Origin of the sequence: Pseudomonas sp. AK181 (assembly GCF_051122975.1) — a bacterium.
GTDB lineage: Bacteria > Pseudomonadota > Gammaproteobacteria > Pseudomonadales > Pseudomonadaceae > Aquipseudomonas > Aquipseudomonas lactis.
This window is the reverse complement of record NZ_CP146348.1, coordinates 1,620,903-1,634,234: the sequence shown is the minus strand read 5'-3', so window position 1 is coordinate 1,634,234 and position 13,332 is coordinate 1,620,903. Positions and strand designations below refer to the sequence as shown.

General features: G+C 59.5%; 14 protein-coding genes and 2 pseudogenes. 9 read left to right on the top strand and 7 right to left on the bottom strand.

What is annotated here, in order from left to right; genetic code table 11:
• Nucleotides 1-233: 233 nt before the first annotated feature.
• Together V8689_RS07660 and V8689_RS07655 are read right to left on the bottom strand one after the other, a co-directional pair.
• Nucleotides 234-1,160 carry a LysR substrate-binding domain-containing protein gene (locus V8689_RS07660; protein WP_003189553.1) on the bottom strand — a complete coding sequence of 309 codons (927 nt, stop codon included), beginning with the start codon at nt 1,158-1,160 and terminating at the stop codon, nt 234-236.
• Nucleotides 1,161-1,352: 192 nt separating this feature from the next.
• A complete protein-coding gene (locus V8689_RS07655; protein ID WP_003189552.1) occupies nt 1,353-1,496 on the bottom strand; it encodes a hypothetical protein in 144 nt (47 codons plus the stop codon).
• 197 nt (nt 1,497-1,693) lie between these two features.
• Here V8689_RS07655 and V8689_RS07650 point away from each other — a divergent pair, with 197 nt between their 5' ends.
• Complete coding sequence (locus tag V8689_RS07650) at nt 1,694-3,001, top strand: MFS transporter (RefSeq protein WP_056791690.1); 1,308 nt, start codon at nt 1,694-1,696, stop codon at nt 2,999-3,001.
• Entirely contained in the window at nt 2,998-3,756 is a 759-nt protein-coding gene (locus tag V8689_RS07645; RefSeq protein ID WP_056791688.1) for a substrate-binding domain-containing protein, read from the top strand. The genes V8689_RS07650 and V8689_RS07645 overlap by 4 nt, the downstream gene beginning before the upstream one ends.
• Here V8689_RS07645 and V8689_RS07640 read toward each other — a convergent pair.
• Nucleotides 3,748-4,650, bottom strand: coding sequence for a LysR family transcriptional regulator (locus V8689_RS07640; RefSeq protein ID WP_032897556.1), 903 nt, complete (start codon nt 4,648-4,650; stop codon nt 3,748-3,750). The two genes, V8689_RS07645 and V8689_RS07640, sit on opposite strands and share 9 nt — an antisense overlap.
• Before the next feature lie 209 nt (nt 4,651-4,859).
• On the opposite strand from V8689_RS07640, the gene V8689_RS07635 reads away from it, so the two are divergent.
• Together V8689_RS07635 and V8689_RS07630 are read left to right on the top strand one after the other, a co-directional pair.
• On the top strand, nt 4,860-5,264 hold the full coding sequence (locus V8689_RS07635) for a ribbon-helix-helix domain-containing protein (protein WP_081089413.1): 405 nt from the start codon (nt 4,860-4,862) through the stop codon (nt 5,262-5,264).
• Entirely contained in the window at nt 5,261-5,614 is a 354-nt protein-coding gene (locus V8689_RS07630) for a type II toxin-antitoxin system RelE/ParE family toxin (protein WP_056791685.1), read from the top strand. Before V8689_RS07635 ends, V8689_RS07630 begins: the two co-directional genes overlap by 4 nt.
• A gap of 18 nt (nt 5,615-5,632) precedes the next feature.
• Here the strand turns inward: V8689_RS07630 and V8689_RS07625 are convergent, their stop codons facing one another.
• From V8689_RS07625 to V8689_RS07615, 3 genes are all read right to left on the bottom strand, one after another.
• On the bottom strand, nt 5,633-6,670 hold the full coding sequence (locus V8689_RS07625) for a histone deacetylase family protein (protein ID WP_056791683.1): 1,038 nt from the start codon (nt 6,668-6,670) through the stop codon (nt 5,633-5,635).
• A gap of 134 nt (nt 6,671-6,804) precedes the next feature.
• A complete protein-coding gene (locus tag V8689_RS07620) occupies nt 6,805-8,037 on the bottom strand; it encodes a Zn-dependent hydrolase (protein WP_056791680.1) in 1,233 nt (410 codons plus the stop codon).
• Between the two features lie 11 nt (nt 8,038-8,048).
• The gene (locus V8689_RS07615) at nt 8,049-9,365 is read right to left on the bottom strand and encodes an MFS transporter (RefSeq protein WP_032892903.1); all 1,317 of its coding nucleotides are present in this window, start codon (nt 9,363-9,365) and stop codon (nt 8,049-8,051) included.
• Between the two features lie 157 nt (nt 9,366-9,522).
• Here V8689_RS07615 and V8689_RS07610 point away from each other — a divergent pair, with 157 nt between their 5' ends.
• The 4 genes and pseudogenes from V8689_RS07610 to V8689_RS07595 all read left to right on the top strand — a co-directional run bounded on the left by V8689_RS07610 (nt 9,523) and on the right by V8689_RS07595 (nt 12,374).
• Entirely contained in the window at nt 9,523-10,464 is a 942-nt protein-coding gene (locus tag V8689_RS07610) for a LysR family transcriptional regulator (protein ID WP_056791677.1), read from the top strand.
• Between the two features lie 30 nt (nt 10,465-10,494).
• Nucleotides 10,495-10,613, top strand: a pseudogene (locus tag V8689_RS07605) (type II toxin-antitoxin system RelE/ParE family toxin); the annotation flags it as partial.
• 2 nt (nt 10,614-10,615) lie between these two features.
• Nucleotides 10,616-10,903 (top strand): NadS family protein, encoded by a 288-nt coding sequence (gene nadS, locus V8689_RS07600; protein WP_056791674.1) that lies wholly within the window; start codon nt 10,616-10,618, stop codon nt 10,901-10,903.
• A gap of 244 nt (nt 10,904-11,147) precedes the next feature.
• Nucleotides 11,148-12,374: an MFS transporter gene (locus tag V8689_RS07595; RefSeq protein ID WP_056791672.1), complete on the top strand. Its 1,227-nt coding sequence runs from the start codon at nt 11,148-11,150 to the stop codon at nt 12,372-12,374.
• Between the two features lie 72 nt (nt 12,375-12,446).
• On the opposite strand, the gene V8689_RS07590 is transcribed toward V8689_RS07595, so the two are convergent.
• Nucleotides 12,447-12,701 carry a DUF6124 family protein gene (locus V8689_RS07590; protein WP_056791669.1) on the bottom strand — a complete coding sequence of 85 codons (255 nt, stop codon included), beginning with the start codon at nt 12,699-12,701 and terminating at the stop codon, nt 12,447-12,449.
• Nucleotides 12,702-13,230: 529 nt separating this feature from the next.
• Here V8689_RS07590 and V8689_RS07585 point away from each other — a divergent pair.
• Nucleotides 13,231-13,314 (top strand): annotated as a pseudogene (locus tag V8689_RS07585) (type II toxin-antitoxin system RelB/DinJ family antitoxin); the annotation flags it as partial.
• Between the last annotated feature and the right edge of the window lie 18 nt (nt 13,315-13,332).

The following is a 13,332-nucleotide window of genomic DNA, read 5'->3' as shown; positions in this document are numbered from 1 at the left end:
TGGTCTGAAGACGCGCCTATCTGCTTTGATTTCTTTCCTTATAATATTTCAAGCATCTGGGGCTGTAAGTGTTGCTCGCGAGCATTCCTCAGGTTTACAGAAGCAGGCGCCTATCACTCCGAGCAACGCATCCGTATTCTGCGTACGTCGCTGATTAGCAACTCCGTTCAAGAAGAGCACGTTGAGGATTAGCCGTTCTCGAGCCGCCCCCTGCCCTTACGCGGATATAAGCCTCAGGCTTTATTCGCTACCAACCCGCGATCACTCATGAATGCCTCCAACCGCGAGCGCATCCAGCGTTCCGCCGGGTCGGTGTCGACATGGCTGAGCCACACCATGGACAAATCCAGGGTCGGGGTTTCGAACGGGAACGGCTCGCAGAAGAGATTCCCGCTGGCAGCCATAGCCTGGGCGGTGTAATCCGGCAGGCTGGCGATCATGTCGGTGCCGGCAAGCAAGGCCGGCAACGAACTGTATTGCGGCACCGACAGCACCACATGGCGTTTGCGGCCCACCTCTGCCAGCCACTCATCCGCAAACCCGGCGACGTTGGCGGTGTGGGACACCAACACGTGGGGCCGTGCGCAATATTCGTCGAGGGTCAGCGGTGTGTCCGAGGCATCGGCACGCAGCAGGCACGGGCGGATGTGCCGCAACAGCTTGCGCTTGGCATTCGCCGGCAGCCCGCGGGTTTGGGTGATGCCGACGGTAATGTCGCCAGAAGCCAGCAGGTCGGGAATGCGCCAGTAGTCCACATGCTGCACCACAAACACCACCTGTGGCGCTTCCTGGCGCAAGGCGCGCAGCAAGGGTGGCAGCAGGCCGAACTCCACGTCATCGGACAGGCCGATGCGGAAAGTCATGGTGCTGATGGACGGGTCGAAATCATGGGTCAGGCTCAGGGCCGAAGACAGGGAATCCAAGGCCGGCGACAGGTGCTGGATGATCTCCTCGGCGCGCGCCGTAGGCTCCATGCGATGGCCCACACGAATAAACAGCGGGTCGTTGAACAGGGTACGCAGGCGGTTGAGGGCCGAGCTGATGGTCGGTTGGCCGAGAAACAGCTTCTCCGCCACCCGCGTCACATTGCGCTCGAGCATCAGTGCTTCGAAGACCACCATCAGGTTGATATCGGCCTTGCGTAATTCATTGCGATTCATCGGCGCCTGCCCCTTTCCCCAAGACAAGCGGCAGTTTAGGAAGGCTGCGGGGCTGCGTCTATGTGCACGGTAAAAACATGTGGGAGCGGGCTTGCTCGCGAACGCAATGGTTCAGCCGACGAATCCGTTGACTGACACGCCGCCTTCGCGAGCAAGCCCGCTCCCACAATTAGACCGCGTTTTACCTGATGCTCAGGGCTTTAGCGGGCGCTCCTGGTCACGTTCGGAAAGCTCGGTGCCATCGTCTGGATGCTTCCAGGTTTGCGGCTTTTCGTCTTCGCGCGGCTGCCGGGGTTCTTCACGCTCCGGCTTGTTGTGCTGCTGTTCGTTCCCCATAGCGACCTCCGCCGATAAGAATTGGACCCAAACTCAAGCATAGAACACGGAAGGCCATTTTGAAGCTGGCTCAGATTGATAGCCAACACACATCAATCAATCCAAATTTGTCACTTATCATTTCTAAATGTGTCAGCCACTATCCCAAGTCTTAAGCGAAACAAGCACTTTAAAAAGAACGCTGGAGACACAAAACCATGACGACCCCTTCCCGGCCTGCGGCTGCCCCCTCGAAAGTAGGCGCGGTATTGCGCGTTACTTCGGGCAATTTCCTCGAACAGTTCGACTTCTTCCTGTTCGGTTTCTACGCCACCTATATCGCTGCCGCGTTCTTCCCGGCCGCTAATGAGTTTGCGTCATTAATGATGACCTTCGCCGTGTTCGGCGCGGGCTTCCTGATGCGGCCATTGGGCGCGATTATTCTGGGGGCTTACATTGATGACGTGGGCCGTCGCAAAGGCTTGATCGTGACATTGTCGATCATGGCCAGCGGTACGCTGCTGATCGTACTGGTGCCGAGTTATCAGACCATTGGGCTATGGGCACCGTTTCTGGTGCTGTTGGGGCGCCTGTTGCAAGGCTTCTCGGCCGGTGCGGAGCTGGGTGGCGTGTCGGTGTACCTGTCCGAAATGGCCACGCCGGGCCGTAAAGGCTTCTACACCAGCTGGCAGTCGGGCAGCCAACAGATCTCCATCGTCGTCGCCGCGGCCCTGGGTTATGGCCTGAACATGTGGATGGAACCTGCGGTGGTGGCCGATTGGGGCTGGCGGATTCCGTTTGCCGTCGGTTGCGTGATCATTCCGTTTATCTTTGTGCTGCGGCGCAACCTGCAGGAAACCGAAGAGTTCGCCAACCGCAAGCATCGCCCGACCATGCGTGAAGTGATGGCGACCCTGGTGAAGAACTGGACCGTAGTCATCGGCGGCATGCTGATGGTGGCCATGACCACCACCGCGTTCTACCTGATCACCGTGTACGCACCGACCTTCGGCAAAACCGTGTTGCACCTGAGCACCTCGGACGCCTTGCTGGTGACCTTGCTGGTCGCGATCTCGAACTTTTTCTGGCTGCCGATCGGCGGCACGTTAAGCGACCGCTTCGGCCGTAAACCGGTGCTGATCGCCATGACGGTGCTGACTGTCCTTACGGCTTATCCAGCGCTGTCCTACGTGGTCAACGCCCCCAGCTTTGCGCACATGCTGGAAACCCTGCTGTGGTTCTCGTTCCTGTATGGCATGTACAACGGCGCGATGATCCCGGCGCTCACCGAAATCATGCCGGTGGAAGTGCGCGTGGCGGGTTTCTCCCTGGCCTATAGCTTGGCGACGGCGGTGTTCGGTGGCTTTACCCCAGCGATCTCCACCTGGTTCATTCACATCACCGAAGACAAGGCTTCACCTGCGTACTGGATGATCTTCGCCGCGCTGTGTGCCTTGTGTTCGACCCTGGCGTTGTATCGCCGCGCCAACACCCGTGGCCAAGTCATGCAGGAGGCCGCGCAATGAAGCCGCTGTTCAAGACCCTCACCGCTGTCGTCCTCGGCACCCTGGCGCTGACCGCCCACGCCGAACAACTCAAGGTCATGACCTCGGGCGGCTTCACCGCCGCGTATAAATTGCTCGGCCCGCAATACGCCGAGCAAAGCGGGGACACCCTCGACACCATCCTTGGCCCGTCCATGGGCAAGGCGCCCGAAGCGATTCCCAACCGTCTGGCCCGTGGCGAACACGCCGATGTGGTGATCATGGTCGGCTATGCCCTGGATGAACTGATTAAACAAGGCAAAGTCGACCCCGCCTCCCGCGTGGAATTGGCGGACTCGCGGATCGGCCTGGTGGTAAAGGAAGGAGCGGCCAAACCTGCGATCAATACCGATGCCGAGCTCAAGGCTGTGCTGAGCAAAGCCAAGTCGGTGGCCTATTCCGATAGCGCCAGCGGCGTGTATGTCGAGAAGGAGTTGTTCAAGAAACTCGACATGCCGGCCAAAGGCACCATGATCGAACGCGTGCCGGTGGGCGAGCAGGTAGCCAAGGGCGATTACGAAGTCGGCTTGCAGCAAGTGGCGGAGTTATTGCCGGTCAAGGGTGTAACGTTTGTGGGCAAGATCCCGGAAGACGTGCAGTCCGTTACCCGGTTTGCCGCGGGTATTCCGGTGAACGCCGAACACCCGGAGCAGGCCAAGGCGCTGTTGCAGTTCATGGCATCGCCCGAGGCCCAACCGGAGGTGCAATCCACCGGTCTGGACTCGGTGTCACGCTGACCGGAACGGCATCTCCCGCACCAAACGCTCCAACTCCAGCGCCGCCGGTGGCAACGTCCGCCCGCGGCGCTTGATCAAGCCCACATTGCGCAGCACATGAGGCTCTACCAGCGGCACACTGACCAGAATCGGGTGAGTGTGCGCCGGCATCGCAATCGACGGCACCATCGCTACGCCCAACCCCGCCTCCACCAGCCCGATCATGGTGGTCACGTGGTGCGTCTCGCAGATACTCGGCTTTTTCACCCGCACCCCACGCAGGGCCTGGTCGAGCAGGAAGCGGTTGCCCGAGGTCTTGTCCACCTCGATATAGTCATGCTCATAGGCCTCGGTCCAGCTCACGCTGTCACGCCCAGCCAACGGGTGGTCACGCCGGCAGGCCAACACATAGCGCTCCTGCAACAGCAACTCGAATTCCACCTCATCGGCCAGGCTGCCGCTGAAACTCACACCAAAGTCCGCCTCGCCGCTGGCCACCGCATTGCTCACCTCGCCAGCACTGGCATCCAGCACCCGCAGGCGAATCTTCGGGTACAGCTTGTGGAACTCGGAGATCACGTGGGGCATGAAGTAGTACGCGGTAGAAGGCACGCAGGCGATGGTGACATTACCCATGCGCGTCGAGGCAACGTTGCTGATACCCATCAGCGCGATGTCGAGGTCATCGAGCATGCGCTCGACCTGGGGCAAAAATGCACGCCCCACCATGGTCAGGCTGACCCGCCGCGTGGTGCGTTCGAACAGCTTTACATCCAGCGCCGATTCGAGCTTTTCGATACGCCGGCTGAGGGCCGGTTGCGAGATTCGGATGGCCTCGGCAGCGCCACGAAAACTGCCCTTGTCCACCACGGCGCGGAAGGCTTGGAGGTCGTTGAGGTCGAAGTTGATGATCACGGGAGGCAGGCCAAAGTGGTCGAGATGGCGAGCATTATCGTATGGGAACCGGTGGGGCGCCATGTGTGCCGAGAGGGTTTGTCGAGATCATCCTGTTACACATATGAAGTCATACATATCAGCAGGTTATCGGCCGTATACGGCCACGCGATCGCCAAAACGGGTCAATACTTGGAGCCTGACCTACACAACTGGAGACGTAGCAATTCATGGAAACCTACCCCTTCTGGATGGACGACGAGGTGCCGGGCATCGGCATCGATCAGTTGCTTCTTGCATCGCGCCAATGGTCGAGTAGGATTGAATCCTACTCACCTCTGACGGATTCACCCATGCGCTCAACCCAGCAAATGAGCATCACCTTGCCCCTTGAAATGGCTGCCCTGGTCAAAGCCAAGGTGGCTACTGGCGAATATGCCAGCGAAAGTGAAGTGATTCGCGACGGGCTGCGGGCGTTGCTGGCGGGTGATCGTGCCATGGAAGATTGGCTCAGAGACGAAGTTATCCCAGCAGCGACCGCCCTTGAGGCGAAGCCTGAGCTTGGGTTATCGCCAGAACAGGTTCGCGAACACATGGCGGCCAGACGTCAGCGCAAAGGCACAGGAGAAGTGTGAGCTACTCTGTAGTTTTTTCGCCCGAGGTCTTGACCCAACTCGATGCACTCGAAGACTACATCAGCGATGTCGGCTCCCCTCCTGTAGCGGCGCGTTTTATCGACAATCTTGTCAGCTACTGCGAAAGCCTTGCCCTGTTTCCCTTGCGTGGCATGCGCCGTGATGACCTGCTGAGACACTTGCGCATCACTCACTATCGTCGCAGCACCATTATTGCTTTCAGGGTGAGGCCTGATCTCAAAACGGTATCGATCGTGGGCGTGTTTTATGGCGGGCAAGACTACACAGCGTTATTACAAGGAGATGGGAACGAACGCTCATCGAAGTATGAAGAGCCTGCTGAAAACTGATCAGCAGGCTTTTAGCGCTTAGTCGCCTGATCGCTTCCCCCAAGCCGCTGGCGTACTGAAAAATGCCTGCGCGTTACTGTCCAGCGTCTCCAAGTGATAACCACCCTCCTGCACGATCACACAGGGTAACCCCAGCGCACGGATGCGGGCGCCCAACCGCGCGAAGCCTTCGCGCGTCACCGAGACTTTGCTTTGGGGGTCCAGCTCGTAGATATCAAAGCCCAGTGACAACACCAGCACATCCGCCGAGAAGTCCTTCACCGCTGCCAGAGCCTGCTCCAGCTTTTCGAAGAACACCGCTTCGCTGGCACCATGGGCCATTGGCAGGTTGAGGTTGTACCCTTCGCCGACGCCGTTGCCTTTTTCCTCGGCAAAGCCTGCCACGCCCGGATAGAAGTTGGTCGGGTCGCCGTGGATCGACACATACAGCACGTCGTCGCGGTCGTAGAAAATTTCCTGGATACCTTGGCCGTGATGCATGTCGGTATCGAGCACGGCGACACGCTGGAAACCTTGGCGCAGCGCTTGCGCAGCCACGGCCGCATTGTTGATGTAACAAAAACCACCGGCCGCGTCGAAGCGGGCGTGATGGCCTGGGGGCCGGCACAAGGCGTAGGCGGCAGGTGCGCCATCGAGGATGGCCTGGGCAGCGGCAACGGCACTTTGGGCTGACCAATAAGCCGAGCGCCAGGTCAACTCACCGATGGGGCAACTGCCATCGGCCAGGTAGCGCGCAGCCTGGGCCAGGATGCCGCGCAACGCATTGGGTTCACGTACGAAGATGTTGGACATGACCTCGTCGCCCCAGTCTTCGGGGATGTCTTTCCAGCGCTGGTGAGCTTCTTGAAGAAAAGCCAGGTAGGCGCCGCCGTGTACGGCGAGCAGAGGGTCCATACCGTAATCGGTGGGTTGCTGGATATCGAAGCCCAGGGTTTGCGCAGCCAGCAGCAGGTTGCGCGCACGCTCGGGAACCTCCTGGGGCGTGCGCATCTGGCCGCGGGAATAGTAGCTGCGTGGATGATGCAGGAGTTGTTCGGGGTGGAAAAACGTCTTCATAGGATGCTCCTGAGTAAACACGGCACCTGTGGGAGCTGGCTTGCCTGCGATAGCGGTGAACCAGGCAGTACATTGTTCTCTGACAGTCCGCAATCGCAGGCAAGCCAGCTCCCACAGGGGTACGGCGTCGGCCTTTAGAAATGAACTCGACCGGCGCGTTTCAACACGGCGTTGAGCAGCACGTCGGTGCCCTGGCGCACATCGTCGGGCAAGACATCTTCGGCTTCGTTGTGGCTGAGGCCGTCGACGCAGGGGATGAAGATCATCGCGGTGGGGCAATAGCGCGCCAGGTGAATCGCATCATGGCCGGCGCCGCTGACGATGGTCTGCTGGCTGTAGCCCAAGCCGTCCACCGCAGCCTGCACGCAGGCCACGCACTCGGCGTCGAACGGCGTGGCCGGGCTGATCCAGTGCGGGGTGATGGTGACGCTCAGGCCACGGTTGTCCGCGATTGCCTGCAGGCGTGCACGCACTTGCTGCTCCATGGCGTCGATGTCGGCGTCATGGTGATGGCGCAGGTCGACGGTAAAATTGAGCAAGCCGGGAATGGTGTTGCGCGACGACTTGGCAATGCTCAGTTCACCCACAGTGGTGAGCCCCTGTGGGGCAAAATCGGCGGCGAGGTTTTCCAGGGCCTGGATCATTTTCGCCGCGCCGTACAGCGCATCTTTACGCAACGGCATCGGCGTGGTGCCAGCGTGCGCGGCCATGCCTTCGACCCGCACATCGAGCCAGCGAATCGCTTGACCACCGGTGACTACGCCGATGCTGTTGGCGTTGTCCTCCAGGATCGGGCCTTGCTCGATATGCGCTTCGAAATACGCATCCACTGCGCCACCCAACGGGCGCTCACCGTTGTAGCCGGTGGTGCGCAACGCCTCGCTCACGCTGATACCGTCGACATCGGCGGTGGCCAGTGCCTTGTCCAGGGCGAGCGTGCCGGTGAATACCGCCGAGCCCAGCATGGCCGGGGTGAAACGGGCGCCCTCCTCGTTGGTCCACACCGCAATTTCCAACGGCTTGCGCGTCTGGATGCCGTGGTCGTCGAGGCTGCGGATCACCTCCAGGCCAGCCAACACGCCGTACACGCCATCGAAGCGTCCGCCTTCGGGCTGGGTATCCAGGTGGCTGCCCATCATCACCGGGGCGGCGTCATTGTCGGTACCCGCGCGGCGAGCGAACAGGTTGCCGATAGCGTCCACGCTCAACGTCAGGCCAGCGGCTTTACACCAGTGGCTGAACAACTCCCGACCGGCCTTGTCTTCAGCGCTCAACGCCAGACGGCAGCTGCCACCGCGTGCTGTCGCGCCGATCTCGGCCATGGCCATCAGGCTATGCCACAGGCGCTCGCCATTAATCTTCAACATTGCTGACTCCTTCAACTGTGTGCCATTTCCAGGCGGTGGGCCGTGGCGTGGCGGCGGGACAAAGCGAGTACGCACACCAACGACACCCCTGCGATCACGCTGTAGAACACCGCCATCGGCCACCATTGGCCCAGGTACTGATGGGCCAGCCAGGTGCCGATCAGCGGCGTCAAGCCACCGGCCAACGCGCCGCATACCTGGTAAGCCAGGGAGATCGCGGTGTAGCGCACACGGGTTTCAAACAGGCCGCTGACATAACCTGCGATCACGGCGTAGAACGACGCCATGCACACCACCGCCAAGGCAATGCCGAGGATGATCAAGGGCGCCTGGCCGCTGCTGACCAAGACGAACATCGGATACGGCGAAGCCATTGCCAGTACGCACATGGCGCACAGGAACCGCGTAGCGCCGACCTTCTCTGCCACCCAGGCGGCTAATGGCTGAACGCAGAACTGGATAATGGCCACGAAGAACAGGCACTCCAGGATCAGTGATCGCGGTAGGTCCAATTGCTGAGTGCTGTAGGCAATCATGAAGGTGTTGGTGAAATACACACCGGCAATCCCCAACGTGTTGGCACCAATGCACAACAACAGTGGGCGCCAAGCGGTCTTCAGCACCTCCAGTACCGGGGCTTGGTCCTTCTTGATGGCGCGAGCTTTTTCCGCCAGGGCTTTGTCTTCGAGGAACTCCGGCGACTCGTTCACACCCAGGCGAATCGCCAAGCCGACGACTAACAGCAAGGCACTGGCCAGGAACGGCAGGCGCCAGCCCCAACTGAGCAGGTCCTCTTCCGGCAGACGGGTGACGGCGCTGAACGCCAGCAAGGAAAGGATCAAACCGGCCGGGCTGCCCAGCTGTGCGAAGGATGCAAAGAAGTTACGGCGCCCCTTTGGTGCATGTTCCCCGGCCATCAACACCGCCCCGCCCCACTCGCCACCGACCGCGATGCCCTGCACCACGCGCAGCAAAATCAGCAACACCGGGGCCGCAGCGCCGATCTGCGCATAGGTCGGCAACAGGCCGATGCACACCGTCACCACGCCCATCATCACGAGGGTAATCACCAGGGACTTCTTGCGCCCGATGCGGTCGCCGATATGACCGAACACCACGCCGCCCAACGGTCGTGCAAAAAAGCCAACGGCAAAGGTGCCAAATGCGGCCATGGTGCTGAACAATTTATCGTCAGAGGGGAAGAACAGTTGACCGAATACCAGCGCCGCAGCGGTGGCATAGATGTAAAAGTCGTACCACTCGATCATGGTGCCGATAAAAGCGGCGGCCGCGGCACGGCGTGGCTGCGGCGAAGCGGAAGGCTTCATGGGGCTGGCTCCTTTGGTTATTTTTTTGGCAGGAGAAGGACAAACCGATGCGCTCTGGTGGCGCTTGTTAAGCCCGATTTTTCGGTCTGGGGCTATGATTAGTCAATTTTCTATTTATTATCTTGATTATAAAAACTGCTTATTATCGAGCGACCCCATGCCCGAATCCCGCCGCGATATTCACCCCCTGCTCAATGACCGCCTGGACTGGAACCTGCTGCGCACCTTCCGCGTGATCGGCCAGGAACTGAGCATCAGCCGCGCCGCCGCCCGCCTGCACCTCACGCAACCGGCGATCAGCCAGGCGCTCAAGCGCCTGGAAGAACAGCTCGATTGCCAGCTCATTCTGCGCCGTGGCCCGCGCTTCGTGCTTACCGAGGCCGGTGAGCAGATCTTCGCCATTGCCGGCGAGATGTACGGCCAGGTCTCGCAGATGAGCAATGCCCTGCAAAAGCCGGGTGATGAAGTGATCGGCAAAGTGCGCTTGCTGATGATCAGCCGGATCAATTCCGACACGTTCGATGACTTTCTCGCAGGCTTTCATCGCGAGCATCCACGGGTAGACCTGGAGGTCGAAGTGATGCGCAGCTCCGACATCGTCGCCGCCCTGCTGGAAAAAACCGCAACCCTGGGGCTGAGCCTCAACCGTCGGCCACAGCCGCGCCTGGAACAGCATCTGTTTCTGCGTCAGCGCTATGCGTTTTTTTGTGGGAAACACCACCCCTTGTTCGGACGCACAGGCTTGGTCGAAGGGGACTTGCAGTCGGAAAACTTCGTGAGTTTTACCAGCGACCAGATCGGCGGAATGCTCTCGCCACTGACGATTTTTCGCGATCAGCAAGGGTTCGGCGGACGGATCGTGGCGTCGTCATCCAGCCTGGAAGAAGTGCGGCGCCTGGTGATTGCTGGGTTTGGCCTGGGATGCCTGCCGGTGCATGTGGTGGCCGAAGATGTGCAGAACGGGCTGCTCTGGCGGCTGCCGCCGGATGAGGGCATTGCGGATGTGGATATTCACGTGCTGTGGAATCGGGAGCAGAAGATGAGTCGGGCGGAGGGGGTATTTATTGAGTGTCTTTTGGGGCGGTTGGCCAGAACATAATTGGCCGTATTCTAGTGCAACAAAAATTGTTACCACTTCGTCTCGGCATCACAGATTATTTACTGATGATCTATCCCAAAAATGAACAGCAGGACTTGAGCGCCGACGAGCGCAAGTCACTTAAGGCTGCGATTGAGCACTGGAGATAGCTATGAGCAGATTTTTTGATGAATTGATGGAAAGCGTTCAAGAGATGAACGAGATCCTGAGCGGAGAACGGGAGCCTTCTCGTGAATTCCATATCGACTCAATGCGAGTCAAAGAGATCCGTAAGGCGACAGGGCTGACCCAGGCTAAATTCGCAGCGCTGATTGACGTTCAGCTCGGCACGTTACGCAACTGGGAGCAGGGTCGTCGCGAACCTACTGGGCCGGCAAAGGCGTTGTTGAAAGCGATCCATAACGACCCAGTACATGTACTGAATGCGCTGGCTAGCTAAAATAAAACTCCACCGCTTCACCTAAAACATCGTCATAACCGGAAAAGCTCGAAGCTGAATCAACTTCGGGCTTTTTCATTTTTTATGCAGAGTGAGGACTCTTCAAAAACCTCACATCGATAGCTCTGATGATTACTATCGAAACGAGCGCCTGCTCGATTGCCAGCACTGATTCCTATAATCGCCCCCAGCTTCCCTCTCCTGCGTCTGACTTCAGGCGACTTTCACCTTGGAATCCCACACCATGCCAAGCGCGAGCCAGGCCTCTAACGGCCTTCCCGAACATAATCAACAAAGCGTCAAACAGCAGTGGCTGGCGATTCTTTCGGTCGCCGTGGGTGCCTTTGCCCTGGTGACCAGCGAGTTTCTGCCGGTGGGCGTGCTCAACGACGTCGCCAGCGACTTGGGCATCAGTGCCGGCCACGCCGGCCTGATGGTCACCCTGCCCGGCATCATGGCGGCCCTTGCCGCGCCGTTGCTGTCGGTCGGCATTGGCGCCATGGACCGCCGCTATCTGCTGATCGGCCTGACGCTGGTCATGATCCTCGCCAACGGGGTGGTGGCCTTTGCCACCGATTTCAGCCTGCTGCTGTTCGGGCGTGTATTGCTCGGCATCAGCATCGGCGGCTTCTGGGCCACGGCCATCGCCCTCAGCGGCAGGCTGGCGCCCAAGGGCGTCGGAGTCGCAAAAGCTACGTCGATCATCATGATGGGTGTGACCCTGGCCACCGTACTCGGCGTGCCCGTAGGCACCTGGCTCAGCGGCCTGATGGGCTGGCGCATGACCTTTCTGGTCACCGCGCTGGTGGGTGTGCCGGTGCTGCTGGCGCAAGTCTTGCTGCTGCCGCGCCTCAAACCGGAAAAGGCCATTGAGGTTCGTGACCTGCCAGCCCTGTTTATCAACCCACAAGCGCGGGTCGGGTTGATTGCCGTACTGCTGATCGGCCTGGCGCACTTTGCTGCGTACACCTATGTCGCGCCGTTCTTCAAACACAGTTCCGGCTTCGACGGGCCGACGATTGGCTCATTGTTGTTGCTGTATGGCGTGGCAGGCGTGCTGGGCAATGTGTTCGCCGGCTTCGCCGCCAACCGCAGCGTACGCAACACGCTGCTGCTGGTGGCGCTGATGATCGGTACCAGCACCGCCCTGTTCCCCTACTTCGCCACCGGTATGACAGGCGCCGTGGTGCTGATCGCGCTCTGGGGCTTTGCCTTTGGCGCCTTCCCGGCCTGCGCCAGCATCTGGATGTTCGTGGTAGCGCCCAAGGATGTGGAACGAGGCATGCCGCTGTTCGTGGCGCTGTTTCAGGTGATCATTGCCCTGGGCTCGTTCTTTGGTGGGCGGATCGTCGACCAAATGGGCAGCGCGGTGTTGTTGAGCCTGGCCACTGTGTTGGTGGGGTTGGGGTTTGCGACCGTACTGGTGTTGGGCCGCAAGGTGAGCAACAGCTTGGTGGCGCAGCCTGCCTGACCGAGTTGCAGCCACAAAAAAGCCTGCTGAGCGTTGAGTTCAGCAGGCTTTTTTCGTTTCAGAAGCAGGTACTTATTTGGCCGTGGGGAAATCACGCTCAAGGACAGCGTCCACCAGGGCTTGCGCGTTCTCAATCAATTGAGCCAGGGCCATGATCACGGGTGACTGCGTGCTGACTGGATCTTCGGCGCATTGGTAGGCGGTTTGCAGGGCAGATGACAGGATTTCGGTGGCGTTTGTGAGGGCTTCTTCGGTGCCGACGTCAGCGACTACGCAAAAGAGTTTGCGGGCATGCCCTTCGGTAAAATCAGCGGTGCTGTTCTTCATGATGTAACTCCACGTTATGAAAAGAAGCTACCACTCCCTGCTGTCAAACAGGATTGGGTGGCAGCTGTACGCGGGTTGACAGACCGGAAACGTGGAAACCCGGCGCACCCGAAGATGCCCCACGCACAGCCGCCATAACAAATGGGCACAGACAAACGCCTGGAACCAGTTTGGGGATGCACAGAGATCGCACGTTATTCGGCCTGTCAAAACCGGTCGCCATGAGGGCGACGGCGGAAGGTTAGCGCCCTACCCCAGCCAACGCAACCCTGCCCGAAAACTGCCGCCCCCGCATAACGTAAGCACCTGTTTCGGAAAAGCTTGGTAACCAGAATGCCCACAGGGAACCTTGTGCGCATAAGCCTCTGAGCTAGCCTGAAAAAGGTCGCCACCGGGGCGGCATACTGTCTAGGGTGCTTACATGCCAACGAGATATCGCGATGCGGTCACAGGTGAATACGTAACAGAGCAAGAGGCGAAGAAAAGACCAAGAGAAACGGTGAAAGAATCGGATAAAAAGCGCACGGCAAAAGAGGATGAAGCTTTGATAGCGACCGTACGTGAGCGCCAAGCATCTGCTCAGCGAGTGAAGGTTTCTCTAGACGACCTGTAGCCTTGATTTACCGCGGGC

Bases quoted from the DNA above. Each gene is read 5' to 3' on its own strand.
- V8689_RS07660 (WP_003189553.1), bottom strand. From the start codon at position 1,160: ATGAATCGCAATGAATTACGCAAGGCCGATATCAACCTGATGGTGGTC.
- V8689_RS07655 (WP_003189552.1), bottom strand. From the start codon at position 1,496: ATGGGGAACGAACAGCAGCACAACAAGCCGGAGCGTGAAGAACCCCGG.
- V8689_RS07650 (WP_056791690.1), top strand. From the start codon at position 1,694: ATGACGACCCCTTCCCGGCCTGCGGCTGCCCCCTCGAAAGTAGGCGCG.
- V8689_RS07645 (WP_056791688.1), top strand. From the start codon at position 2,998: ATGAAGCCGCTGTTCAAGACCCTCACCGCTGTCGTCCTCGGCACCCTG.
- V8689_RS07635 (WP_081089413.1), top strand. From the start codon at position 4,860: ATGGAAACCTACCCCTTCTGGATGGACGACGAGGTGCCGGGCATCGGC.
- V8689_RS07625 (WP_056791683.1), bottom strand. From the start codon at position 6,670: ATGAAGACGTTTTTCCACCCCGAACAACTCCTGCATCATCCACGCAGC.
- V8689_RS07620 (WP_056791680.1), bottom strand. From the start codon at position 8,037: ATGTTGAAGATTAATGGCGAGCGCCTGTGGCATAGCCTGATGGCCATG.
- V8689_RS07615 (WP_032892903.1), bottom strand. From the start codon at position 9,365: ATGAAGCCTTCCGCTTCGCCGCAGCCACGCCGTGCCGCGGCCGCCGCT.
- V8689_RS07610 (WP_056791677.1), top strand. From the start codon at position 9,523: ATGCCCGAATCCCGCCGCGATATTCACCCCCTGCTCAATGACCGCCTG.
- nadS (WP_056791674.1), top strand. From the start codon at position 10,616: ATGAGCAGATTTTTTGATGAATTGATGGAAAGCGTTCAAGAGATGAAC.
- V8689_RS07595 (WP_056791672.1), top strand. From the start codon at position 11,148: ATGCCAAGCGCGAGCCAGGCCTCTAACGGCCTTCCCGAACATAATCAA.
- V8689_RS07590 (WP_056791669.1), bottom strand. From the start codon at position 12,701: ATGAAGAACAGCACCGCTGATTTTACCGAAGGGCATGCCCGCAAACTC.